This is a genomic window from Desulfogranum mediterraneum DSM 13871, from assembly GCF_000429965.1.
Taxonomy (GTDB): domain Bacteria; phylum Desulfobacterota; class Desulfobulbia; order Desulfobulbales; family Desulfobulbaceae; genus Desulfogranum; species Desulfogranum mediterraneum.
In genome coordinates, this window is sequence record NZ_AUCW01000028.1 from 25,055 (window position 1) to 47,099 (window position 22,045).

General features: G+C 59.3%; 17 protein-coding genes. 9 read left to right on the plus strand and 8 right to left on the minus strand.

Going from position 1 to position 22,045, the window contains the following annotated elements:
* Nucleotides 1–206 precede the first annotated feature (206 nt).
* The 4 genes from ftsE to G494_RS0113120 all read left to right on the plus strand — a co-directional run bounded on the left by ftsE (nt 207) and on the right by G494_RS0113120 (nt 4,613).
* Nucleotides 207–947, plus strand: a complete 741-nt coding sequence (gene ftsE, locus G494_RS23400) for a cell division ATP-binding protein FtsE (protein WP_084456809.1) — start codon at nt 207–209, stop codon at nt 945–947.
* Nucleotides 944–1,831, plus strand: coding sequence for a cell division protein FtsX (locus G494_RS0113110; protein ID WP_028584910.1), 888 nt, complete (start codon nt 944–946; stop codon nt 1,829–1,831). Before ftsE ends, G494_RS0113110 begins: the two co-directional genes overlap by 4 nt.
* 8 nt (nt 1,832–1,839) lie before the next feature.
* Entirely contained in the window at nt 1,840–3,000 is a 1,161-nt protein-coding gene (locus tag G494_RS0113115; RefSeq protein WP_028584911.1) for a murein hydrolase activator EnvC family protein, read from the plus strand.
* 236 nt (nt 3,001–3,236) lie between these two features.
* On the plus strand, nt 3,237–4,613 hold the full coding sequence (locus G494_RS0113120) for a S41 family peptidase (protein ID WP_084456810.1): 1,377 nt from the start codon (nt 3,237–3,239) through the stop codon (nt 4,611–4,613).
* A 32-nt stretch (nt 4,614–4,645) separates the two neighbouring features.
* Here the strand turns inward: G494_RS0113120 and era are convergent, their stop codons facing one another.
* Nucleotides 4,646–5,554 (minus strand): GTPase Era, encoded by a 909-nt coding sequence (gene era, locus G494_RS0113125; RefSeq protein WP_028584913.1) that lies wholly within the window; start codon nt 5,552–5,554, stop codon nt 4,646–4,648.
* A 162-nt stretch (nt 5,555–5,716) separates the two neighbouring features.
* Here era and G494_RS0113130 point away from each other — a divergent pair, with 162 nt between their 5' ends.
* The gene (locus tag G494_RS0113130; RefSeq protein ID WP_051305683.1) at nt 5,717–7,723 is read left to right on the plus strand and encodes a ribonuclease catalytic domain-containing protein; all 2,007 of its coding nucleotides are present in this window, start codon (nt 5,717–5,719) and stop codon (nt 7,721–7,723) included.
* A gap of 21 nt (nt 7,724–7,744) precedes the next feature.
* Here the strand turns inward: G494_RS0113130 and rfbC are convergent, their stop codons facing one another.
* From rfbC to G494_RS0113145, 3 genes are all read right to left on the minus strand, one after another.
* On the minus strand, nt 7,745–8,290 hold the full coding sequence (gene rfbC / locus G494_RS0113135) for a dTDP-4-dehydrorhamnose 3,5-epimerase (protein WP_028584915.1): 546 nt from the start codon (nt 8,288–8,290) through the stop codon (nt 7,745–7,747).
* Nucleotides 8,291–8,307: 17 nt separating this feature from the next.
* On the minus strand, nt 8,308–9,378 hold the full coding sequence (gene rfbB / locus G494_RS0113140; RefSeq protein WP_028584916.1) for a dTDP-glucose 4,6-dehydratase: 1,071 nt from the start codon (nt 9,376–9,378) through the stop codon (nt 8,308–8,310).
* 139 nt (nt 9,379–9,517) lie between these two features.
* A complete protein-coding gene (locus tag G494_RS0113145) occupies nt 9,518–9,826 on the minus strand; it encodes a DUF134 domain-containing protein (RefSeq protein WP_035246465.1) in 309 nt (102 codons plus the stop codon).
* A 579-nt stretch (nt 9,827–10,405) separates the two neighbouring features.
* On the opposite strand from G494_RS0113145, the gene G494_RS0113150 reads away from it, so the two are divergent.
* The 4 genes from G494_RS0113150 to hemB all read left to right on the plus strand — a co-directional run bounded on the left by G494_RS0113150 (nt 10,406) and on the right by hemB (nt 15,913).
* The gene (locus G494_RS0113150) at nt 10,406–10,981 is read left to right on the plus strand and encodes a DUF4390 domain-containing protein (RefSeq protein WP_028584918.1); all 576 of its coding nucleotides are present in this window, start codon (nt 10,406–10,408) and stop codon (nt 10,979–10,981) included.
* A gap of 19 nt (nt 10,982–11,000) precedes the next feature.
* Complete coding sequence (locus tag G494_RS0113155) at nt 11,001–13,226, plus strand: sensor histidine kinase (protein WP_028584919.1); 2,226 nt, start codon at nt 11,001–11,003, stop codon at nt 13,224–13,226.
* Nucleotides 13,227–13,317: 91 nt separating this feature from the next.
* The gene (locus G494_RS0113160) at nt 13,318–14,685 is read left to right on the plus strand and encodes a sigma-54-dependent transcriptional regulator (protein WP_028584920.1); all 1,368 of its coding nucleotides are present in this window, start codon (nt 13,318–13,320) and stop codon (nt 14,683–14,685) included.
* 247 nt (nt 14,686–14,932) lie between these two features.
* Complete coding sequence (gene hemB, locus G494_RS0113165; RefSeq protein ID WP_028584921.1) at nt 14,933–15,913, plus strand: porphobilinogen synthase; 981 nt, start codon at nt 14,933–14,935, stop codon at nt 15,911–15,913.
* 111 nt (nt 15,914–16,024) lie between these two features.
* On the opposite strand, the gene G494_RS23405 is transcribed toward hemB, so the two are convergent.
* The 4 genes from G494_RS23405 to G494_RS23410 form a co-directional block, all read right to left on the minus strand.
* On the minus strand, nt 16,025–16,453 hold the full coding sequence (locus G494_RS23405; RefSeq protein WP_035246467.1) for a VanZ family protein: 429 nt from the start codon (nt 16,451–16,453) through the stop codon (nt 16,025–16,027).
* Nucleotides 16,453–16,983: an SEC-C metal-binding domain-containing protein gene (locus G494_RS0113175; protein ID WP_028584922.1), complete on the minus strand. Its 531-nt coding sequence runs from the start codon at nt 16,981–16,983 to the stop codon at nt 16,453–16,455. The genes G494_RS23405 and G494_RS0113175 overlap by 1 nt, the downstream gene beginning before the upstream one ends.
* Nucleotides 16,984–17,231: 248 nt before the next feature.
* Nucleotides 17,232–19,406, minus strand: coding sequence for an adenosylcobalamin-dependent ribonucleoside-diphosphate reductase (locus G494_RS0113180; RefSeq protein WP_028584923.1), 2,175 nt, complete (start codon nt 19,404–19,406; stop codon nt 17,232–17,234).
* Between the two features lie 499 nt (nt 19,407–19,905).
* Nucleotides 19,906–22,002, minus strand: a complete 2,097-nt coding sequence (locus G494_RS23410) for an Lnb N-terminal periplasmic domain-containing protein (protein ID WP_051305684.1) — start codon at nt 22,000–22,002, stop codon at nt 19,906–19,908.
* Nucleotides 22,003–22,045 lie beyond the last annotated feature (43 nt).

Genomic DNA, 22,045 nt, shown 5'->3' on the forward strand with positions numbered 1-22,045 from the left:
GAACCCTTGCCTGGAGGCCGATTTGTTTTCCCTTGGAATAACCGGGAGCTTACGCTATATAGTCCTTACAGTTCAGGTGTGAGCTCTCCCGAGCAAGGCTCCTGCCCTGTTTTACCGCCCTGATCCCTTGCCGTCCAGTGGCAAGACTCAGCGGCAGATATGACCCACTCTTTGATCTTGAAAGGCTCCCTTGCCCTGAACCTGCCATGAACCCGTCGACACCTCCTGCAGAGACCATGGTTGACCTGATCAAGGTAACCAAGACCTATCAACCTGATGTTACAGCACTCTCAGAGATTACCTTTTCGGTGAACAGAGGGGAGAAGGTCTTTTTAACCGGCAGAAGCGGCGCCGGGAAGACCACCCTGCTCAAGCTGATCAGTCGAATAGAGCCTCCTACCAAGGGACTGGTGGAGATCGCAGGTATGGATATCGCCAGGATCCCCAGAGGTAAACTCTATACCCTTCGCCGCAAGATCGGCATGGCCTACCAGGACTTCAAACTGCTCCCGGAGCGTAGCGTGGCCGCCAATATCGCCATTTCCATGGAGATCGTCTATCGCAAGAACTCCTTTATCCAGAAACGTACCCGTGAGCTGCTGGAACAGCTCGGTCTCCAATCCAAGCTCAACACCCCGGCAGCCGAACTCTCCCGCGGCGAACAGCAACGCGTAGCCATTGCCCGGGCAGTGGCCAACTACCCTGAAATCATCCTGGCCGACGAACCGACCGGCAACCTGGACGCAGAGACCACCCAGAGGGTCATGGGCTTATTCAAAGAGCTCCAGCGCCGGGACACCACCCTGATCATTGCCACCCATGATCCCTCCATCTACCAGGAGCAGCGGGACCGGGTCATCCGACTCCAACATGGTCTCCAGGACACGTCCCCCCCTGTTCCAGCCCGGCCCAGCGAGGCTGTGGCCCAAGTTGATACCGTTTTATGAGCTTACTCTCTGCAGCCCTGCGTCATACGGGCCGGAACATGGCCAACACCTGGAAGTCCCAGCTCACCACCCTGTTCACGGTCTCTCTCTCCATCCTGATTTTTTCCTTCTTCTACCTGGCCTACTTCAACGGTCTCCTCATCGGCCAGGAGTTGGGGGACGACCTCCGTCTGATCGTCTACCTGGACGAGGACCCTTCCCCGCCCCTGGAGGAGGAGTATCGCCGGAAAATCGAAAAATTTGATCAGGTGGAATCCATCACCTTTGTCAGTCGCCAGCAGGCCTTTGCCAGTTTTTCCAGGCAGCTCGGGGATGACCGGGATATCCTCCTGGACCTGCCCCCTGATTTCCTGCCCCCCTCCATCCAGGTCTCGCCAATCAAGAGCCTGGACAGCCTCTCCAGGATCAAACGCTTCTCCGATTACCTCCAGACCCTGCCCGGAGTCCTCAGGGTCCAGTACGGCAAGGAGTGGATCGAGCGTTTTTACTCCGTTATCCAACTGATAAAGATCGTGGTCATCCTCTCCGGCTGCCTGTTGATCATGACCACCACCTTCATGGTGGCCCACACCATTCGTCTCACCCTGCTCTCCCGGCAAAAGGAGCTTGAGCTGCTCCGCCTGGTCGGGGCCACCAACAACTATATCCGGATGCCCTTTCTGCTGGAAGGCGGATTCCAGGGGTTGCTGGGATCCGGCCTTGGCATGGGCGCGCTCTATCTGCTCTACCGCTGGCTTTTGCTCCGGTTTTCCGGCTCCACCCTGTTTGAGCTCTTCCCCTGCTCCTTTCTGCCGCCCGCAACCATCGCCCTGCTGATGATGGTCGCCACCCTGCTCTGTGCCCTGGGAAGCTTCTCCTCAACCCGCAAGACCCTCCGCTTCTGAGCAGGCCCATGTATCGTTTCCCTCTGCTGATCCTCTGCTGCTGGCTGCCGTTGGCGGCCCTGGCCGCCGAGCCGACCCCTGAAAACCGGAGCATCCAGCGCCACACCATCAACATCGGCAAACTCCGCAAATCGATCAGGACCCATCAGGGCAAGGTTACAGCAAGTGAACAACAGTCCAAGACCCTGCTCCAGGAACTGGAGGAACTCGATCGGACCATCGAGCTCAAACAGGCCGGGATCAGGAAGATCAGGGAGCAGATCCAGCGCCAGGACCTGCTCATCCTCCGCCAGGAGGAGCGGCTCCAGGAGATTGACCGGCAGAAGAAGGAGTTGCAGCAACACCTGCTCAACCGGCTGAAGGCCTACTACTTCAGGGGGAACTCCAGGTTCCTCAATGTCACCTTTTCCGACACAAACCTGCCGGACATCCTTCTCTTCGAAGATGCCTTCCGCTCGCTGGTCACCTATGACCGGTCGGTCTTTGCCGCCTACCGGGCCAAGAAGAGCCAGATTCTCCAGGCCAAGCAGGCCAATGAACTGGAAAAAACCGTGAAGGCGGACTTTCTCAGCCAGGCTGGGGAGGAAAAAAAGGCCTTGGACTTCATTGCCGCAGAAAAGCAGGCCCTGCTCAAACAGACCAAGAAGCGCAAGGATCTCTATGCCCAGGCCCTGGTGGAGATGCACAAGGCAGAGCTTGGCCTCACCTCCACAATCAAGGAGCTTCGCAGGAAAAAAGAACGCAAAACCAAGGGCTTTCTCCTCAGCAAGGGCCAACTCAAACCGCCTGTCGGCGGCAGACTGGTCAGCGGCTTTAAGCGGGATGAGAACGGAGCGCTGAGCCATGGCATCACCATCAAGGCAGAGAATGGGGCCAGGGTGGAGGCGGTCTTCAAGGGCCGGGTGCTCTATGCCGGCTACATGCGAGGTTTTGGCAAGACCGTGATCATCGACCATGGCCTTGAATACTACTCGGTGACCTCACGCCTGGATCGCCTCCAGGTCCACAAGGGTGAGCAGGTAGGCAGGGGCCAGACCATCGGCACCACCGGCAACATCGCCACCCTCTTTGGTCGAGGACTCTACTTTGAAATCCGCCACGGCTCGAGTGCGGAAGATCCGACAGCGTGGTTCACCCCAGGGGCGCTCCTGGCCGACTCGGCCCCTTGAGCATAGTTGAGGGGCTGCCATCGGCTCGACAGAAAAGAGGATAAGCTCAGCTTAGGACCGGCCCCCAGCCGGCCTCGCCCCCATGGCTCAGGCTGGCCTGAAGATGCTGTACATCTCAAAGGCTGCCTGTTTGCACCCATAAATCCATTGATTCTCTCCCCTTTTACCGTTACCCTGAAAGAAGCGCCCCTCCCGGGGATCACAGCTCAAGCCGACAGTCAACCAGAATCGTAGCCATGAAACGACATCCTGCCCCCCTCCCCCTTCAGCCTGCTGCTCCCGGAATCCGCCGCTCCCGACCATGGCAACAGGGCCGACAACAGCTCTGCCGGCTCATCCTGTTCAGCTTCTTCCTCCTTTTGGCGGCCGTTCCGACCCGGGCCGATGACAGCCAGCTCAATCGGGAGACCTACCAGCAGCTGGAACTCTTTGCCAATGTCCTGGCCCTGCTCCAGCAGCACTATGTGGATGAGGTGGATACCAGGGAGGTGATCACCGGCGCCATCAACGGCATGCTCAACTCCCTGGATCCGCACTCTTCCTATATGTCGGCCGAGGATTTCAAGGAGCTGCAGGAGGAGACCCAGGGCTCGTTCAACGGCATAGGTCTGGAGATTACCATCCGAGACGGGATCCTGACCGTGGTCGCCCCCATTGAGGGGACCCCTGCCGCCAGAAAGGAAATAGAGGCCGGTGACCAGATCCTGGCCATCGACGGTGAGCTGACCAAGAACATGAGCCTGCTGGAGGCGATGAAGCGCTTGCGCGGTCCGCGGGACACCAGGGTCACCCTGACCATCTTTCGCCGTACCTGGCGGGAGATGCGCGACATCGAGCTCCAGCGTGCCGCCATCCCGCTGCACTCGGTCAAGGGTATGGAGCTGGAGCCGGGCCTCTTTTACCTGCGCATCTCCACCTTCCAATCCGCCACCACCAGGGATGTTCGCCAGGCCCTCCGTGAGGCCGGCAAGGCAGCAGAGCTCAAGGGCCTCATCATGGATCTGCGCAATAATCCAGGCGGTCTCCTGGATCAGGCGGTCAAGGTCACCGACATCTTCATCGATCAGGGCACCATTGTCTCCACCAAGGGCAAGGACAACAGCCAGGAGATGGTCTTTTCCGCCCACCCCGGCGGCGCCTTCAACCACACCCCCATGGTGGTCCTGGTCAACGGCGGTTCAGCCAGCGGCTCGGAGATTGTCGCCGGTGCACTCCAGGATCATAAACGGGCCATCATCCTGGGTACCCCCTCCTTTGGCAAGGGCTCGGTGCAGACCATCCTTCCCATGCCGGGAGGTGCCGGGGTCCGTCTGACCACGGCCCGTTACTACACCCCCAACGGGACCTCCATCCAGAACACCGGGATTCAACCGGACATCGAGGTCCCGGCAAGGCCCCAGCTGGACCGCCAAGATGAGCCGCAGCTGCGCGAGCGGGATCTCCCCCACCACCTCGAGGATGCTGCCGGTCAGGAGAAGCCCCAGGCCGACAGCTCAGAGGAAACAGACGGAGATACCTCGCCGGCCCTGGCTGCCAGGCTCAAGGGGGACAATCAGCTCCAAACCGCTCTGATCATCTTAAAGAGCCTGGAGATCGCAGCCGAGCGTCCCTAAAATCCGGCGGACCGGACTGAAGCCGGACTGAATCAGCTCAACCCATATTCCCGAAGGATATGCTCGTTGTTGGTCCAGTTCTTGCGCACCTTGACCCAAAGCTGGAGCCGCACCTTACATCCCAGGAGCTGCTCGATGTCATGGCAGGCCTTCTTCCTGATCTGGGCCAGCATCTGCCCCCGGTGGCCGATCATGATCCCCTTCTGGGAGCTCCGCTCCACCACGATGGTGGCGTGGATGACCACCGGCCGCTGGTCATCACTCTCCTCAAAGGAGTCGATCACCACGGCCGTGGAATAGGGCACCTCCTCCTTGGCCAGCTGAAAGACCTTTTCCCGGATGATCTCACCCACGATGAACCGTTCCGAGGCATCGGTGGGGATATCATCGGGATAGTACTGGGGGCCTTCGGGCAGGCGTCGGACGATCTCCTCAACCAGGAGTTCCACCCCGTCCCCGGTCAAGGCAGAGATGGGCAGCACCGCCTCAAAGGCGTGGAGCTGGCTGTACTCCCGGGTCAGGGGCAGGAGCTGTTCCGGTTTGACCAGGTCGATCTTGTTCAGCGCCAACAGGGAGGGCGCCTTGATATGGCCAAAGTACTCCTGATACTCCTCTATCCGCTTGGCCAGCAGTTTTGCATTCATCTTGGCACAGTCATCCATGAAGAGGACCACATCCGCCTCGGCAAGACTCTCCAGGGCCACCCGGACCATCTCCTGGTTGATCATGTCCCTGGCCTGATGAAGGCCGGGGGTATCGAGGACAATCATCTGGTGGGAGTCCCCGGTGACGATCCCCAGGATCCGGTTCCTGGTGGTCTGCGGTTTATTGGAGACAATGGCAATCTTCTGGCCCAAGAGCTGATTGAGCAGCGTGGATTTGCCGGCATTTGGGGGCCCGACGATGGCAACAACGCCCGAGCGATAGGTTTCCTGGATCACGTTATATCCTTTTTACTGAATCTCAAAGAGTTAGAACTATCTGTTCCCCGGCCGATCCCCTGGGGCCTGGAGAAAAATAATCCAAAGAAAATAATGACAAAGAGGGATATTCCTGCTATCCACTGTAGCTTACCATGACTCCCGAACTTCGCAATGTGTTAGATGATGATCACTCCCGGTACCCTTGTTGAATATCTTGATGGCGGCAAATTTATCTGCTCCCTGGTTCTGAGAATCTCAGAAAAACGGCTCCATCTCATCAATCAAAACGGCAGAGAAATCAGCCTGCCCCAGTCCCGGGTCATCACCTTCTCCCGGCAGCACCATTCGCTGGACTGTTCCCGGGAGCAGCAACTCCAACTCCTCCAGGAGGCGGCCAAAAACCGCTCGGCCCTGGCCGAGACCATCGCCATCGAGGAGTTGTGGGAGATCCTCAGCGAGGAGGAGGATCGAAAATTTTCCTCCCGCTTCCTGGCAGAACTGGCCCTGGGGGACGGCTTTGATGATGAGCAACTGGCCGGCTTTGTCCGGGCGATCTTTGCCGACCGCTTCTTCTTTAAGTATAAAAACGATCAGATCACTGTCCATACCCCGGAACAGGTCGAACACCTCAAAGACGAGTTTGCCAAGCAGCAGGAAAAGGAGCAAATCCTGGAGGCAGGGGCCAGACACCTGCGCACCATCCACCAGGGTGAAAACGTCGACGCAGAGCAGTGGCCTGATCGGGATCGCTGCCTCGACTGGCTCGCCGAATTCGTGCTCTACGGCAACGACTCAGAGGAACCCGCCCTGATCCGCAACCTGCTGAAAAAGGCGGAACTGACCCTGCCGGGCTGCGGCTATCGGGTCCTGGTCAATGCCGGGGTCTGGGACCGGGACGAGAACCTGGCCCTGCTCAAGTCTGAACAGCCCGTGGACTTCCCCCAGACCAGCCTGGACAGCGCCGCCCGGATCAAGGAGCCCAGCCTGGAGGCGCTCCTGGCCGATCCCAAGCGCAAGGATTTCCGGGAACTGGATATCCTGACCATTGACGGCGCCTTTACCCGCGACTTTGACGACGCCCTCCACTTTGAGGAGCTGGAAAACGGCCAGGTCCGGGTAGGCATCCACATCACCGATGTGAGCTACCACATCTCCCCCCAGGACGCACTCTTTGCCGAGGCCCAGGAACGGGCCACCTCGCTCTACTTTCCCGAGGGCCATGTCCCGATGTTGCCCAAGGGCCTGTCCCTGGATGTCTGCAGCCTGATCAAGGGCAAGATCAGGCCGGCGGTCAGCTTCCTGGTCACCCTGGATCAGGAGGCCAACATCGTTCGCACCCGCATCGTCCCCTCCATCATCCAGGTGAAACGCCAGCTCAACTACCGGGATGCCGATGGCATGCTGGAGTCGGACCCAGCCCTTGCCGGCCTGAATAGGGTCCGGGAACAGCTGCGCCGCAACCGGGTGGCCAACGGGGCCCTGCTGCTGCCCTTCCCTGATGCCAACATCGATATCCGCAACCGGGATAACATCCAGATCTTTCTCTCTCCGGTGGATACGCCCTCGCGCAACCTGGTCTCTGAGTTGATGATCCTGGCCAACGGCGTTGCCGCCGAATACCTGGCCACGCGTGAGGCTCCGGGCCTGTTCCGCTCCCAACCTCCGCCGAAACGGCGTCTGATCGCAGGGGTCAACAACAGCCTCCAGGATATCGCCCTCCAGCGCAGATTCCTCTCCAGGGGGGAACTGACCGCCCACCCTAAACCCCACAGCGGTTTGGGGCTGAACAGTTACACCACCATCACCTCGCCCATCCGCAGGTTCCTGGACCTGGCCATGCAACATCAGCTCAGTCACATGATCCACGGCAAGGGTATCCTCTTCTCCGCCGAACAGTGCAAGACCTTTGCCGGGCTGATCCAACAAAAACTGAGCCGGGCAAACGGGGTGCGCCAGCAGCGCCACCGTTACTGGATCCTGCGCTACCTGGAGGGGAGGGTCGGCCAGCGGCTCAGTGCCCTGGTGGTTGGGCGGGGCCCCAAACGGGTCAACCTGCTGCTCACCGACTGCCTCTTTGACATCGATCTGCCGACAAATCCCCACTTCCCGGTGGAACCAGGCGATACCACCAAGATCACCATTACCCGGGTCAAGCCCATGGAGAATATCTTCAAGGTCGACTGGTAGCCCACCCCGCCATCCGCCCTCTCAGGCGTAGAGCTCGGCATCCTTGAACAGCACCGCCTCCTCATCCTTGGCCGAGAGCTGCGGCTCCCCTTTCAGGGGCCAGTCAATGGCCAGCTGGGGGTCATTCCAGATGATGGCCCGTTCATGTTCCGGGGCATAGTAGTCGGTGGTCAGGTAGAGGAACTCCGCCACCTCGGAGAGGACCACAAAGCCGTGGCCAAACCCGGGAGGCACCCAGAACTGCTTCTTGTTCTCTGCAGTGAGACGGATCCCGGCCCACCGGCCAAAGGTGGCTGAACTCTGTCTGAGGTCCACCGCCACATCGTAGACCTCCCCCTGGATGACCCGTACCAGCTTACCCTGGGCTTGCCTGATCTGGTAATGCAATCCCCTCAGGACATTCTGATGGGAGCGGGAGTGATTCTCCTGGACAAAAACCGTATCCAGGCCGGTCATCTCCTGCCAGCTTCTCTGGTTGAAACTTTCAAAGAAAAAACCCCTGGAATCGCCAAACACCTGGGGCTCGATGACGAGCACCTCAGGAATTTCCGTTGCTGTAACCTGCATAATCTCTTGTCCGCTCCTTATCTGTTGGTATACATTTTCTCATAGTACTGCTGGTAGGAGCCATCCATCACCGCCTCCATCCAGGCGCTGTTGGCCAGGTACCACTCCACGGTCTTGGCAATCCCCTGCTCAAAGGTATAACGCGGCGTCCAACCCAGTTCCCGCTCAATCTTGCCGGCATCTATGGCATAGCGACGGTCATGCCCCAGCCGATCTGTGACAAAGGTGATGCTCTTTCGCCTGGCTTCCCCTGAGGCCAGCAGTCCCACCTTGGCATCCAGCATATCGCAGAGCAGTTCCACCACCTCCAGATTCTTCTTCTCGTTATGACCGCCGACATTGTAGGATTGGCCGACCCTGCCCTTCTCGATCACCGCTGCAATGGCCTCACAGTGATCCTCGACATAGAGCCAGTCGCGAACATTGGCGCCATCACCGTAGACCGGCAGGGCCTTGCCCTGGAGGGCGTTGTTGAGGATAAGGGGTATCAACTTCTCCGGAAACTGATAGGGGCCGTAGTTGTTGGAACAGTTGGTGATCAGAACAGGCAGGCCATAGGTATGGAAATAGGAGCGCACCAGGTGATCGGAAGAAGCCTTGGAGGCGGAATAGGGAGAACGCGGATCATAGGGGGTCTCTTCGCTAAAAAAACCGGTAGCCCCCAGAGAACCGTAGACCTCATCGGTCCCCACATGGAGAAAACGTTGACCTGCGGCCTTCCTGCCCTCGGCCAACCATGATCTCCTGGCCGTCTCCAACAGACTGAAGGTGCCGAAGACATTGGTCTGGATAAAGGCATCGGGATCGCTGATGGAACGGTCTACATGGGATTCTGCAGCAAAGTGAACCACCGTGTCCACGGGATAGTCGCTGAAGATCCGTTCCACCAGGGCACGATCACAGATATCCCCCTGGATAAAGGTGTATCTGGGATCTGCCGCGACCTCTGCCAGATTCTGGAGATTACCGGCATAGGTCAGTTTATCCAGATTGAGCAACTGCCAGTCAGGCTGGGCCTCCAGCATGGAACGAATAAAATTAGCACCGATAAAGCCGCAGCCTCCGGTGACGAGTACCGTCCTTTTCATAGAATTATTCACCTATCTGTTCTCGTTTAGCAGACGACTGATCGCTGCAGCTTCTCTGCCGACAACCGTGCCCGGGAAAATATGGTTATATAGAATACCGCTCCGGATCTGTCAAACCCTGTGGTGTTGCCAGGCCTCTTTAGAGCTCATCCTCCAGATCCTCTTCCCCTTCCCTGGCAAAAATCAGGGCCCCTCCGCTGGTCAGGGCCTGGGCTGTTTTTTTCCTTGCCGCGGTCAGCAGGCGCTGGACGGTTCCTCTGGAAACGCCCATCCGTTGACCGGCCTCCTCCTGGATCAACCCCTCCAGATCACAGAGGCGCAACACTTCCAGCTCATCCTGATACAGGGGGATCTTTTTCAGATCGTGGAGAGGCTCCCCGGCCGGCTTAAACGCCCTCTTACAAAACGGCCCCTGACAACGGCGCTTTTTTTTCGGTCTTGGCGACATACTCCCCCTTATCCTGTAAAATCAATCTAACCGGCGCCAGGCCATCCTCTTGGTCGGTCGAGGGTGTGGATCCGGATAGCCGAAAGCCGCCTGCTCATGCCTGGGCATGTCATACCTATATTGGTGCCATTATACAAGAAAACTACCAGAAAACCGCAGCAGCCGGGACCTTTTCTTGCTGGTTCCGCTTTGCAGCTGGCGCCTACCCTGGCAAATCAACTCTTCTGTTCAGGCTCAAGGATTGCCTGAATAATGAAGACGCCCACCCTGAGACGGAAAGAAAAAGCACCTTTTCAGACTCGCCTTCAGACTCGCCTCATGTTCCCGGACCCCCCTTTGCCGAGCGTTGCCCACACCCGGGCAGAGCCCCCCGGCTGCTCATGGTTTGGCAGATCCGGACAGAGCCTTTTTTTTCAACATCAGCCAGAAAGCGGGCAAAACAACAATTATTCAAGCTGGCACGGCGATTAGGACGGCAAGAGATGGACAAAATCCTGAAGATAAAGTAGAATCACTATTTTTTGAACCATCCCTTTAAGCTACGATACCATCCGGCCCAAGAGCCGCTGATCAGCCCCTATGAAAGCCCTACTACGCCCACTCCTGCTCATCCTCTTCGCCCTCCTGCTCCTGGCCCCCGGCTCCAACGGAGCCGTGAAGGAACGCTCCCCGGAACTCAAGGACATCATCGTCACCACCTCCAACAGCGAGCTGCTGCTCTTTGCCACGGTGGCCAACTGCTTTACCCCGGAGATGATCACCGGCGTCCAGAACGGCATCCCCATTAGCTTTGTCTTTCAAGTTGAACTGAGCAGGGAGCGAAGCAGCTGGTTTGACGCCACCCTGGTAGAGACGGTCATCACCCATACCATGACCTACGACAGCTTAAAGCAGCAGTATCAGATTCAACATTCCAACCGCGCCGGCAAGCTCCGCACCACCCGCTCCCTGGAGGAGGCCAAACAGTTGATGGCCGAGCTCAACGGCATCCATGTGGTGCCCTTAACCGAGCTGGAACCGGAGTCCCCCTATAGTCTCCGCCTCAAGGCCACCCTGGAAAAAAACACCCTGCCCCTGGGGATCCACTATATCCTGCCCTTTACCTCACTCTGGGATTTTGAAACCGATTGGCGCACCGTGGAGTTCCGTTACTAATATCCTCCCAGGAGGGTGCATGCTCACACCTGAACAAAAGAGAAAGAAACAACGCCTGATCCGCTACATCATCGGCGGCTGTATTCTTTTAATTCCGCTGCTGGGCTACCTCCAGCGAGGACTGCTCAAGGGCGACTTCAACCTCCCCTTTTCCAGCACCGTCCTGATCTTTGCCCTGATCAACATCAATGGGTTGCTGCTGCTGCTCATGCTCTACCTGGTGCTGCGCAACCTGGTGGAACTGGTCTTTGAGCGCAACCAGAAGATCCTGGGCTCCAAGCTCCGCACCCGCCTGGTGGTCTCCTTTGTGGCCCTCTCCCTGGTCCCCACGATCCTCCTCTTTTTCATTGCCCTGCGTTTTGTCTCCACCTCCATGGATTACTGGTTCAACTCCAATGTGGAGGACTCCCTCCAGGCCTCGTTAAAACTGGCCCAGTCCATCTTCCATGACACCGAGCAACGGGCAGAGAGTATCGGGGACCAACTGGCGGAGCTCCTCGAAAACGGGACGGTCAGGATCAAGGATCTTGGCGAGCTGGAACAGCTCTTTCGACGGACCCTGGCCATTGCCCCGCCCGGTGCACCGGACAGTATCTCCCTGATGGATCACAACCACCATCAACTTCTCTCCCTCCGCGGCCCCAGGCTCCTCTCCACCGCCCTGCCGGCCATCCCCTCCGAGGCGATGCGCCAGGCAGCCAACAGCAAGGCCACCAAGATCATCACCCTCAACACCAGTGACGGCGAGTTGATCCTGGCCATCGTGCCTGTCCAGCTGGAGCCGCCCCAGCGCTCACCCGCAATCCTGGTCACCTCCCTGCTCATCCCCAGCGACCGCCTGGAGCAGATGCACGCCGTCTCCCAGGGCATCACCGGTTACCGCCAGCTGGTGATCCTCAAGGCCCCGATCAAACTCAGCCTGATCATCATGCTCCTGATCATCACCCTGCTGATCCTCTTTGGAGCGATCTGGTTCGGTTTTTACATTGCCCGCAGCCTGACCGGGCCGATCAATAAACTGGCCCTGGCCACCAGACGGGTGGCAGACGGGGATCTCAACTTTATCCTGGACAAGGAGTCTGATGACGAGATGGGGCTGTTGGTGGATTCCTTCAACTCCATGACCGCCGACATCAATGCCTCCAACAAGAAGCTGGCCCTGGCCCACCAGGCCCTGCAGCAGAGCAACCTGGTTTCCGAACAGCAGCGCCGCTACCTGGAGACCATCCTGGAGAGTGTGGCAGCCGGGGTCATCGCCCTGGACGAGAACAACAAGATCACCACCATCAACCGCTTTGCCGAAGAGTTGCTCCATATCAAGCCCTCAAAACTCGTTGGCAAGGATTTCCACCACTTTCTCCCCAAGCCCCATATCATGATTGTGGAGAGTTTCCTGGCCGAGTTGCTCTCCACCGGGAAGAACTCCATTGAACGACATCTCCGGGTCACGGTCCGCCAGGGAGAGACCCTCTCGCTCCAGGTCAACATCACCCGGATGGTGGACAAGGAGCACAAGCCCATCGGCTTTGTAATCGTCTTTGACAACCTGACCAAACTGGAAAAGGCCCAGCGCTTGGCAGCCTGGCAGGAGGTGGCCCGGCGGATTGCCCATGAGATCAAGAACCCCCTCACCCCGATCCAGCTCTCTGCCCAACGCCTCCGCAAACGCTACCTGGCCTCCATCCAGCAGGATCAGGATATCTTTGATCAGTGCACCACCACCATCGTCAACCAGGTGGAGGAGATAAAACGGCTGGTCAGCGAGTTCTCCGACTTTGCCAGGATGCCCAAGATCAACAAAGAGCGCTCCGACCTGCTCAAGATGGTCGAAGAGGTCTTTGTCCTCTACAAGGAGGCCCATAAACATATCCGCTTCAGCCTGGATACTCCGGAAAAGCTGCCCTTGGCCGACTTTGATCCGGTCCAGATCAAGCGGGTACTGATCAACCTGCTCGACAACGGGGTGGCTGCCCTGGAGAACAGCGGCGAAATCTCGATTTCCCTCTTCCACCGCCGGCAGCCTGACTGCTGGGTCGGCTTCTCGGTGGCAGACAACGGCCCGGGCATCAGCGAAGATGTCAAACTCCGGTTGTTTGAGCCCTATTTTTCCACCAGAAAGTCGGGAACCGGCCTGGGGTTGGCCATTGCCCACACCATTGTCAGTGAGCACAACGGCTCCATCCTGGTCCGTGACAACCAGCCCAGCGGCACGGTCTTTACAGTTGAGTTGCCCCTGGATAGCTGATAAGGTAGGGACAGGCTCCTGCTCCACCAGGCCGTGGTCAGGGGCAAGGCCCAACCCCATACCTTTTAGCTGCGACTCTTTCTCTGTTGTTATGTCCAAGAACATCCTGATCATCGACGACGAAGCCTCCATCCGCGAATCCCTTGCCGGAGTACTGGTGGACGAGGGCTTTGCGCCGCGAACCGCCGGCTCTGCCGAAGAGGGACTCCAACTCCTGGCCGAAGAGGAGATCCAGCTGGTCCTGTTGGACATCTGGATGCCGGGGATGGATGGCCTGGAGGCCCTCAAGCTGATCAGGGAGCGCTACGGCCTGCCGGTGATCATGATTTCGGGCCATGGCACCATTGACACGGCTGTGCAGGCCACCCGCATGGGCGCCTTTGACTTTATTGAAAAGCCCCTCTCCTACGACAAGATCATCCATACCGTTGACAAGGGGCTCCACGTGGCCCGGCTGGAGCTGGAGAACCAACTGCTGCGCGAGAGCGGGCCGGCAAAACCTGATATCACCGGCCGAACCGCTATCGTCGAGACCCTGCGGGAACAGATAGAACGGGTCGCCCCCACCGATGCCTGGGTCCTGATCCGGGGCGGCCACGGCACCGGCAAGGAGTTGGTGGCCCAGACCATCCACCGCCGCTCTCCCCGCCACCTCCAGCCCATGATCGAGGTTAACTGTGCCGCCATTCCCGAAGAGCTGATCGAGTCAGAACTCTTCGGCCATGTCAAGGGGGCCTTTACCGGTGCCACCGAGGCCAAGAAGGGCAAGTTTGACCAGGCCAACGGCTCCACCCTGTTTTTGGATGAGATCGGCGACATGAGCCTGAAGAGTCAGGCCAAGGTGCTCCGTATCCTCCAGGAACGAAAATTCGAACGGGTCGGCGGTGCCAAGACCATCAAGGTGGATGTCCGGGTCCTGGCTGCCACCAACAAGAACCTGGAAGAGGAGATCAAGAAGGGCAACTTCCGGGAAGACCTCTTCTACCGCCTGAACGTGGTACCCATCACCGTTCCCTACCTCAGGGAACGCAGAGAGGACATCCCCCTGCTGGTTGCGGAATTTCTGCGCAATTACCGCCACAAGGGGCTGGGAGAGAAGAGCATGTCACCGGCCGCCATGGCGCTGTTGATGCGTCACGACTGGCCGGGCAATGTCCGAGAGCTGCGCAACATGATCGAACGGCTGGTGATCATGAGCCCCAACGATGTGATCCATGACCAGGATGCGGCCCTGTTCCTGGGCAAGGACCTGCCGCCGGCTGCCCCCATCAGCCTGGAGGAGCATCAACTCCACCAGCTGCCCTTCAAGGAGGCCCGCAAGGCCTTTGAAGTCACCTATCTCAAGGCCAAGCTGGCGGAAAATGAGAACAACATCTCCAAGACCGCCGAACAGGTGGGCATGGAACGGAGCCACCTCTATAAACGGCTCAAGGCCCTGGAGATCGAGGTAGGCAAGTAGGTCGCGGACGCAGCCGCGGCAGGTCTCCGGATGAGAAGGGCTACAACCCCGGGCCCCTTGAACGGCAGGATCTCTTCCAGGAGATCGGCCAGGCCGCTGCTTCGAGCCTGCCCCAGAGAGCGGAGCAGAGAGCTCTCAGCCAAGGTGAACCGTATATACCCCATAAACCTTCAGGGTATCTTGAATAGCCAGAACGTCTATTCAAGGTGCCCTTTACTTATTCCCCATTACCATCTACAGGTGTCCCATGGTTTTTCCTGAATATCGTCCGCGCAGAATGCGGCAGACCGCTACCCTTCGTTCCATGATCCGTGAAACCATCCTGGTTGCCGATCAACTGGTCTATCCCCTCTTTGTCCTCCCGGGTAAAGGCAAACGCGAAGAGGTCCCCTCCATGCCCGGAGTGTTCCGCCTCTCCATCGACCAACTGGCCAAGGAGGCCAAGGAGTGCCTGGAACTGGGGATACGCTCGGTTATCCTCTTTGGCCTGCCGGAAAAGAAGGACGGACTCGGCTCTGGGGCCTATGCCAGAAATGGCATCATCCAGCAGGCCATCAGAGAGCTGAAGAACAAGGCACCCCAGCTCAACGTGATCACCGATGTCTGCCTCTGTGAGTATACCGACCACGGCCACTGCGGCTGCCTCCACGGTGAAGAGGTGGATAACGACGCCACCCTGGAGCTGCTGGCCAAGACCGCCCTCTCCCACGCCGAGGCCGGAGCCGACATGGTGGCCCCTTCGGACATGATGGACGGTCGGATCAGCGAGATCCGCGCTGCCCTGGACGAGAACTCCCACCACATGGTGCCGATCATGTCCTATGCGGTCAAGTATGCCTCGGCCTTTTACGGTCCCTTCCGGGATGCCGCCGACTGTGCGCCCCAGTTCGGGGACCGGCGGAGCTATCAGATGGATCCTGCCAACTGCCGTGAGGCCCTGCGCGAGGCTACCCTGGACGTGGAGGAGGGGGCGGATATCCTGATGGTGAAACCGGCGGTGGCCTACCTGGATATCATCCGGCAGCTGCACGATGAGTTCGACCTGCCGGTGGCGGCCTATCACGTCAGCGGTGAGTACGCCATGATCAAGGCTGCTGCTGCAAAGGGATGGATCGACGAGGAACGGGTCATGGCCGAGACCCTGCTCAGCATCCGCCGGGCAGGTGCAGACATCATCCTGACCTACTTTGCCAAGGATATGGCCCGACTGCTGAGGAAGAACCGTTAAGGCTTAACCCTGCAGTAGATCCCTGCAGTAGAGACCGGCAGCAGCCCCTCTGAAGAGAGCGGGGCCGCTGCCCGGGTCTTGGCCTCTGCTGAAGGCAGGAAGGCGCTTGTGCTAGCGCCCGGACAGACCTGTTTTCCCGTCTCCGGCAGCAGCGGGCCGCGGCCGGCAGAACTCATGGAGACGAAGGCTCGCTACGGCAATGCAGCCGCCCAGGGTATCGGCCAGCAGATCACCGACAGAAGGCTCACGCCCGGGGATGAAGGACTGATGGAACTCATCGCTGAGCCCGTAACAGAGGCAAAAGAGGACAAGCCCGACCATCACCCCGGATGGGTGACGCCGCCGGAACTCAGGGGGCAGGGCGTAGCCGGCGGCCAACCCCAGGCAGGTGTAGACCATGGTGTGGAGGAGTTTATCCAGATTCACCACCCGGGGAAGATCAAAGCTGTGACCGGGTTGGTGGGAGAGATAAAAGATGATCCCCATGACCATGGCCACGGGGATCAGACGTAACAGCTTCTTGGGAGGGGGCAAGCTCATTACCGCTCCTGCGCGCCTTCCCCGGACTCCCCCTTGGAGAGGTGAACCTGCTCCAGCATCTCCGGGGCATAGCGTTTCCTGACCCGACGCACGGCGGCATTGATCTGCTGACAGGGCGCATCCTCCAGACGATGCTCGGCCTTATCTGCATAGGCGGTCAGATAGAGCTGTTTGGCGCGCATCGCAAAGGTGTGACTCCAGTTCATTTCAATGGTCTCACTATCCTCTTCAATGGGCACCTCCAGCGCCCTGCCCGCCTCAGCCACCTGAACCGCATCGGAATCCGTGACCTCCAACAACCAGGCATCTCCTGCCGCGCTGCTGAAAAAGATAAATACCCCCAGCTCAAAGAAACTCTCTCGCTGTTCGGCCGCAGCCTGTTGAATCTTTTCAATGGCCTGGGTCAGGGTCACCCTGATCTGATGCTGCTCCAGGACCTGGGTCTCCAGCTGCCGGGCGCTCAGACAACAGTGTTTATACTTCTTGCCCGAGCCGCAGGGACAGGGTTGGTTTCTGCCGATTTTTGCCATATCTCTATGTTCCTCTTCCGATTTCTCTTCATTGCCAGCTGTAATCAACCATCATGCTCACGCTGCCAGATCCAGGAAAAAGATGTAACAAATTACCGGCCTCCGGGCAACCTGGAAACCGTATCTTCCGGCTGAAGCCAATCCAGGATGGAGCCCCTGGTAACTCGCCGCAGCTCCGGGGGCATGGAGCAAGTCCAGGGCCCCTCTCCTAATCTCTCCTAACCTCTCCTAAAGGCAACAGCCACACCTTAGGAGCACTTGGAGTAGCCGCAGTCCCGGCAGATCTCACAGCCCTCTTCAAAGACCAGCTTGCCGGTACACTCGGGACAGACCGAGGCAAACCCGTGCTGGGTCCCTGCCATGAAGGACTTGAGCAGTTTGCCCAGCTGGGCCGGCAGATCGAGCATGTGGCCGCTGGAACGATCCAGCTGCTTGATGATCTCGTCCATGGGGATCTGGTAGCGCAGGCAGAGGGAGACCAGCCGACAGGTGGTGGTCCACATGGTGGACTTGTCCTTCAGATCCACCCGGTTATCAAAGGGGAACTTGGCAAAGACCTCCATGGGATTCTCATTCTCATCGAAACAGACGATCAGGTAGATGGTATTCTGGTTGGCATCCTTTAGGCGGTAACGCTTGGCGCTGAGCACATCCGGGAGGGTGGCCTTACGCACCAGGCCGGCAGCAGAGACCATGGCGGTCTGCTCCTCGCTCTCGGTGGCGGTGGTGTTGAGGACCTGGTGGTCGCGGGAACCGTCGCGGTAGACGGTCAGTCCCTTGCAGCCCAGCTCAAAACCGAGCTGATAGGAGGTCTCCACATCTTCCCGGCTGGCCGATGAGGGCAGGTTGATGGTCTTGCTGATGGAGGAATCCACCCCGTTCTGCTGGAGGATGCCCTGCATCCGGATATGATTCTCCGGGGAGATATCCTGGGCCGTACGGAAGATCTCCTGCCAGCGTTCAGGGATCTCGTCATGCCCGATCACCGTGCCGCTGGCCGCGACCTTCTCCAAGAGGTCCGGAGAGTAGAAGCCCTCCCTGCGCGCCACCTCTTCAAAGAGCTTGTTCACCATCAGGAAGCGGTCGCCGTCCATGACGTTTTTTTCCATGACAATGGAAAAGTAGGGCTCGCAGCCCGAGGCGCAGTCGGCGATCATGGAGACGGTACCGGTGGGCTGGATGGAGGTCATGGCGGCATTGCGCCGGGCAGGATAGTCGTTGAGCTCCTTATCATAGGCAGGAAAAGGGCCTTTGACCGCGGCAATGGCTGTGGAGGCGACCTCGGCCTCTTTGCGGACAAAGGCCATGGCAGCGGCCGAGGCCTTGCGCCCCTCTTCGGTGCCATAGGGCAGCTCCAGCTGAATCAGCATGTCGTGCATGCCCATCACCCCCAGTCCCACCTTCCGGGTCTTCTGGGTCATCTCGGCGATCTCCGGGATGGGGAACCGGTTGCAGTCGATGACGTTATCGAGGAAGCGGACCGCCAGGTGCACGGTATTGGCCAGCTCATCCCAGTCCAGCTCGCCGTTACGCACATAGCGGCCCAGGTTGATGGAGCCCAGGTTACAGGACTCGTAGGGCAGCAGCCACTGTTCGCCGCAGGGGTTGGTGGCCTCAAACTCACCCAGTTGGGGGGTGGCGTTGTCGCGATTGGCCGCATCGATGAAGAGCACCCCGGGCTCGCCGTTATGCCAGGCCAGGTCGATGATCTTGTTAAAGACCTTCAGGGCCCGCAGGGTATTGACCGCCTTGCCGGTAGAGGGATCCACCAGGTCATACTCCTGGTCGTTTTTCACCGCCTCCATGAAGCGATCGGTGATGGCCACACTGAAGTTGAAGTTGGTGTAGCGATCCTGCTCTTCCTTGGCAATGATGAAGTCGAGGATATCCGGGTGATCCACCCGCAGGACCCCCATGTTGGCGCCCCGCCGTTTGCCGCCCTGCTTGATGGTCTCGGTGGCGGCATCAAAGACCGCGGCAAAACTTAGCGGCCCCGAGGCCACCCCCTGGGTGGAGCGGACCGCGGAGTTCTTGGGCCGGAGCCTGGAAAAGGAGTAGCCGGTGCCGCCGCCGGTCTTGTGGACCAGGGCCCCGTTTCTGATGGAGGTAAAGATCCCGTCCATGGAATCATCCACCGGCAGCACAAAGCAGGCCGAGAGCTGACCAAGATCGGTGCCCGCGTTCATCAGACAGGGTGAGTTGGGCAGAAAATCAAGCTGATAGATCATCTTGAAAAACTCTTCCCGGATCTGTTCATAATCGTCAAGATCCTGATCCACCAGGGCTACGGCATTGGCCACCCGGCGACACAGGGTCTCCCAGTTCTCGATGGCCAGGCCCTGTTCGTCTTTGAGGTAATAGCGGCGGTCAAGTACCGCCTCGGCGGTCTCGGTCAACTGATGTTTCGGCATCTCTTTGGTCATTCTTCCTCCCCTGGATGAAACAGCTTGTTGCGGTGACGCAGTCCTGCCTGGACAGGTGACGCACCTGTTTCACGGCCGAACCAGCCCGGCGGGCCAGCGGCGATCCATCGTATTCGGCTTGTCTGTTACGGTATGAAAATGGACACAAAAAAAATCCACCAAAAGAAGCCTTGGGTTCATGGGCTGAACCCCTCTGCACGGACCCTTAAATCTTGTTCAAAGGTATGCCTGCTCCTCCCTGGTGGAAGATCATGTCCTGCTTGATTGTTGAAAATAAAGACGCACATACAGGAAGAAGAATGGGCTCTGCTCCCTGTGGCATCGACAACAACGTATCACAACATATGGGACGCTTCAACCATAAAGCGCCCCACATATAGTGTTTTTTCCAACTTTCAAGAAAACTCCACATTTTCAATGGCTTCAGGATGGGGAGGGCAAATCTGTCCCTGGCGGAGCTGATCCGGGAGGAAACAGCGCCCCTCTGGGGGGCTGCTGTTCAGAGGGCAAAATAGCAGCGCCAGCGGAGACCAAGCTGCAGGGTTGGCTGGTCAACATCACGCCTGATGGCAGCCTCCGCCACCAGGCTGGAGTTGGTGCTGAGCTGGAAGGTGTTGAGCCACTCCAAGCGATAGAGCAGTCCTGTCGGTTTAAGCAGCAGGGGGGTAAGCTCTGCCCGGATACCGCTCTGCCAGCCCTGGCTGACCCCGGTCCAGAGACCGAAAAAGCACGATGGTCCCAGGTTGAACCGGTCCACCAGTTGATCTGAGGCCAGCACAGAGCCACCCAGGAGCGCATAGGCCATGGACTTCGGAGAGAGGGCCACGCTCCGGCCAAAGCCAAACTCGCCCCTGGCTGCCAGGCTTCGCCGATCGTCTTCAAATCGATACCGTTCCATGGCCAGCCGCCCCTTCCAGGCCAGGGGCTGACTGACCCCGTCTCCGGGTGCAGCAGCAAGGATGTGGACCAGCTCAAGGCCCTCCAGGCTGAGCTGCTCCTGCTCCGGGGAGTAACGAAACCTGGAGGAAAACAGCTCGATCTCCGCCCCTGGATCGTAACCCGGGAGCGGGTCAGAGAGGTCGTGGAGGGCAGGCCGCAGGCCCAGCTCAAGGAAGCTGCGCCCCCCTTCCCTGCCAAACCCAAGCTCCAGCCGAGCAGGCGGATGGCCCTGATCAGGCCGCCTGGCCGGCTGGCTCACCTGGTAGCTCTCGCCCCCGGCTGCAGGCAGGCCCAGGCGGCTGCGCGCCAGATTCAGCTCATGGCCGCGCCTCCCCTGCTCCGTGGCTTCAGCTCCCTCCCCGGCAGCGCCATTCCTGCCTTCACCAAGGTCTAGATAGCTCGAATCAAGATAGCGCAGATAGAGCTGGGCAAACTCCAGGACCTGGGCCTGCCGCTCAAAGGCAAGGGCCAGGTAGCCTGCTCGATTCAGCCCCCCATCTGCCCGGGCCATGGTTTTGGCCAGCTTGACCAGCTCCGGGCCAAGCCCCGCTGCCCTGGCCTGGAGTTGGCGACGCAGACTGGGCCGGTAGCTCACCTTCCCATCCCGGCCCATGGTCTCAACCAGCAGGCCCACCGTCTCCACCGGCATGGTCCAGAACCTAAAACCTGAACTGAGATCCAGGGAGGGGCGAACCGCCTCCAACAGGGCCAGCAGCTGGTAGGAGCAATTTTCGGAAAAAAAGAAGTAGGCAAACTCAGCCTGCTGCAGCTCCCAAAGATGGTAGAGCAGGTAACGGGTCTCTGCCGGGCTGAGATCCAGAGGATACTCCCAGATATCCCGATTCTCGAGCTCACCGTAGCGCTGGGCCTGGAGATAGTAGGGCTCTGCTGAAAAACGTCCGCTGTAGCCGCCGAAGATCCCCTTCAGGGCATAGCCGAGGCCGTGTTCCTCCTGGGTGACCGCGGCAAAACCGATGGCTGCGGCCAGGAGTGGGTGGTGGGGTGAGAAGTCGGCCGAATCGATCCGCAGCAGGGTATGACCGAACATGGAGGCCGGATTATTCAGGTAGGATACGGGAAAGGCCAGGGTAACCCCGACCCCGTTGATCCCCTTAAGCCAGGGGCCCAGGCGGGGACAGCTCAGCTCCGGCAGGAAACCGGGCCCGGCGCCTGCCCCCCCAACCGGCGGCTGCTCGGGAGCCAGGGCCCTGAGCAGCAGATCGTACCTGGCCGGATAGCGACAACGCAGATCCTCCTCTCCCCCCTTAGGCCCGGCAAAGAGCGCCTCCAGGGTGGCCTCGCCTTCGGCCCCTGGATCCTGCTTACCTCTGGGGGCCAGAAAAAAGGTCCCCCCGTCTATCCGGCTCTGTCCGGGAGCACCTCCCCGGGAGCGGGGATAGTGGAGCAGCCCCAGCCATCCGGGCGATTGCCAGAGCCCGGACTCCCCTGCCCGGCGCTTCAGCTCGGCAAGTCGCCCGGCCGAGGCTGCAGCAACAGCCTCCCGGGGCAGGGTGATCAGGAAGAGCTGGCAGAAACAGAGCACCGCCGCAAGGGCCAACATCCAGCCCTGGATCCGTTGAATCATCATGCTGCGCAGAGAGGCAGGATCCAGGGAGCGGACGGCTCGATCAGGGCAGCAGGCCAAAATGGTGGTCATGGAGACCAATACGCTCCTGGCAGCCAATACCGACCATTGCGCC

Coding starts and splice junctions, on each gene's coding strand:
- ftsE (WP_084456809.1), top strand. CDS start 207: ATGAACCCGTCGACACCTCCTGCAGAGACCATGGTTGACCTGATCAAG.
- G494_RS0113110 (WP_028584910.1), top strand. CDS start 944: ATGAGCTTACTCTCTGCAGCCCTGCGTCATACGGGCCGGAACATGGCC.
- G494_RS0113115 (WP_028584911.1), top strand. CDS start 1,840: ATGTATCGTTTCCCTCTGCTGATCCTCTGCTGCTGGCTGCCGTTGGCG.
- G494_RS0113120 (WP_084456810.1), top strand. CDS start 3,237: ATGAAACGACATCCTGCCCCCCTCCCCCTTCAGCCTGCTGCTCCCGGA.
- G494_RS0113130 (WP_051305683.1), top strand. CDS start 5,717: ATGATGATCACTCCCGGTACCCTTGTTGAATATCTTGATGGCGGCAAA.
- rfbC (WP_028584915.1), bottom strand. CDS start 8,290: ATGCAGGTTACAGCAACGGAAATTCCTGAGGTGCTCGTCATCGAGCCC.
- rfbB (WP_028584916.1), bottom strand. CDS start 9,378: ATGAAAAGGACGGTACTCGTCACCGGAGGCTGCGGCTTTATCGGTGCT.
- G494_RS0113145 (WP_035246465.1), bottom strand. CDS start 9,826: ATGTCGCCAAGACCGAAAAAAAAGCGCCGTTGTCAGGGGCCGTTTTGT.
- G494_RS0113150 (WP_028584918.1), top strand. CDS start 10,406: ATGAAAGCCCTACTACGCCCACTCCTGCTCATCCTCTTCGCCCTCCTG.
- G494_RS0113155 (WP_028584919.1), top strand. CDS start 11,001: ATGCTCACACCTGAACAAAAGAGAAAGAAACAACGCCTGATCCGCTAC.
- G494_RS0113160 (WP_028584920.1), top strand. CDS start 13,318: ATGTCCAAGAACATCCTGATCATCGACGACGAAGCCTCCATCCGCGAA.
- hemB (WP_028584921.1), top strand. CDS start 14,933: ATGGTTTTTCCTGAATATCGTCCGCGCAGAATGCGGCAGACCGCTACC.
- G494_RS23405 (WP_035246467.1), bottom strand. CDS start 16,453: ATGAGCTTGCCCCCTCCCAAGAAGCTGTTACGTCTGATCCCCGTGGCC.
- G494_RS0113175 (WP_028584922.1), bottom strand. CDS start 16,983: ATGGCAAAAATCGGCAGAAACCAACCCTGTCCCTGCGGCTCGGGCAAG.
- G494_RS0113180 (WP_028584923.1), bottom strand. CDS start 19,406: ATGACCAAAGAGATGCCGAAACATCAGTTGACCGAGACCGCCGAGGCG.
- G494_RS23410 (WP_051305684.1), bottom strand. CDS start 22,002: ATGACCACCATTTTGGCCTGCTGCCCTGATCGAGCCGTCCGCTCCCTG.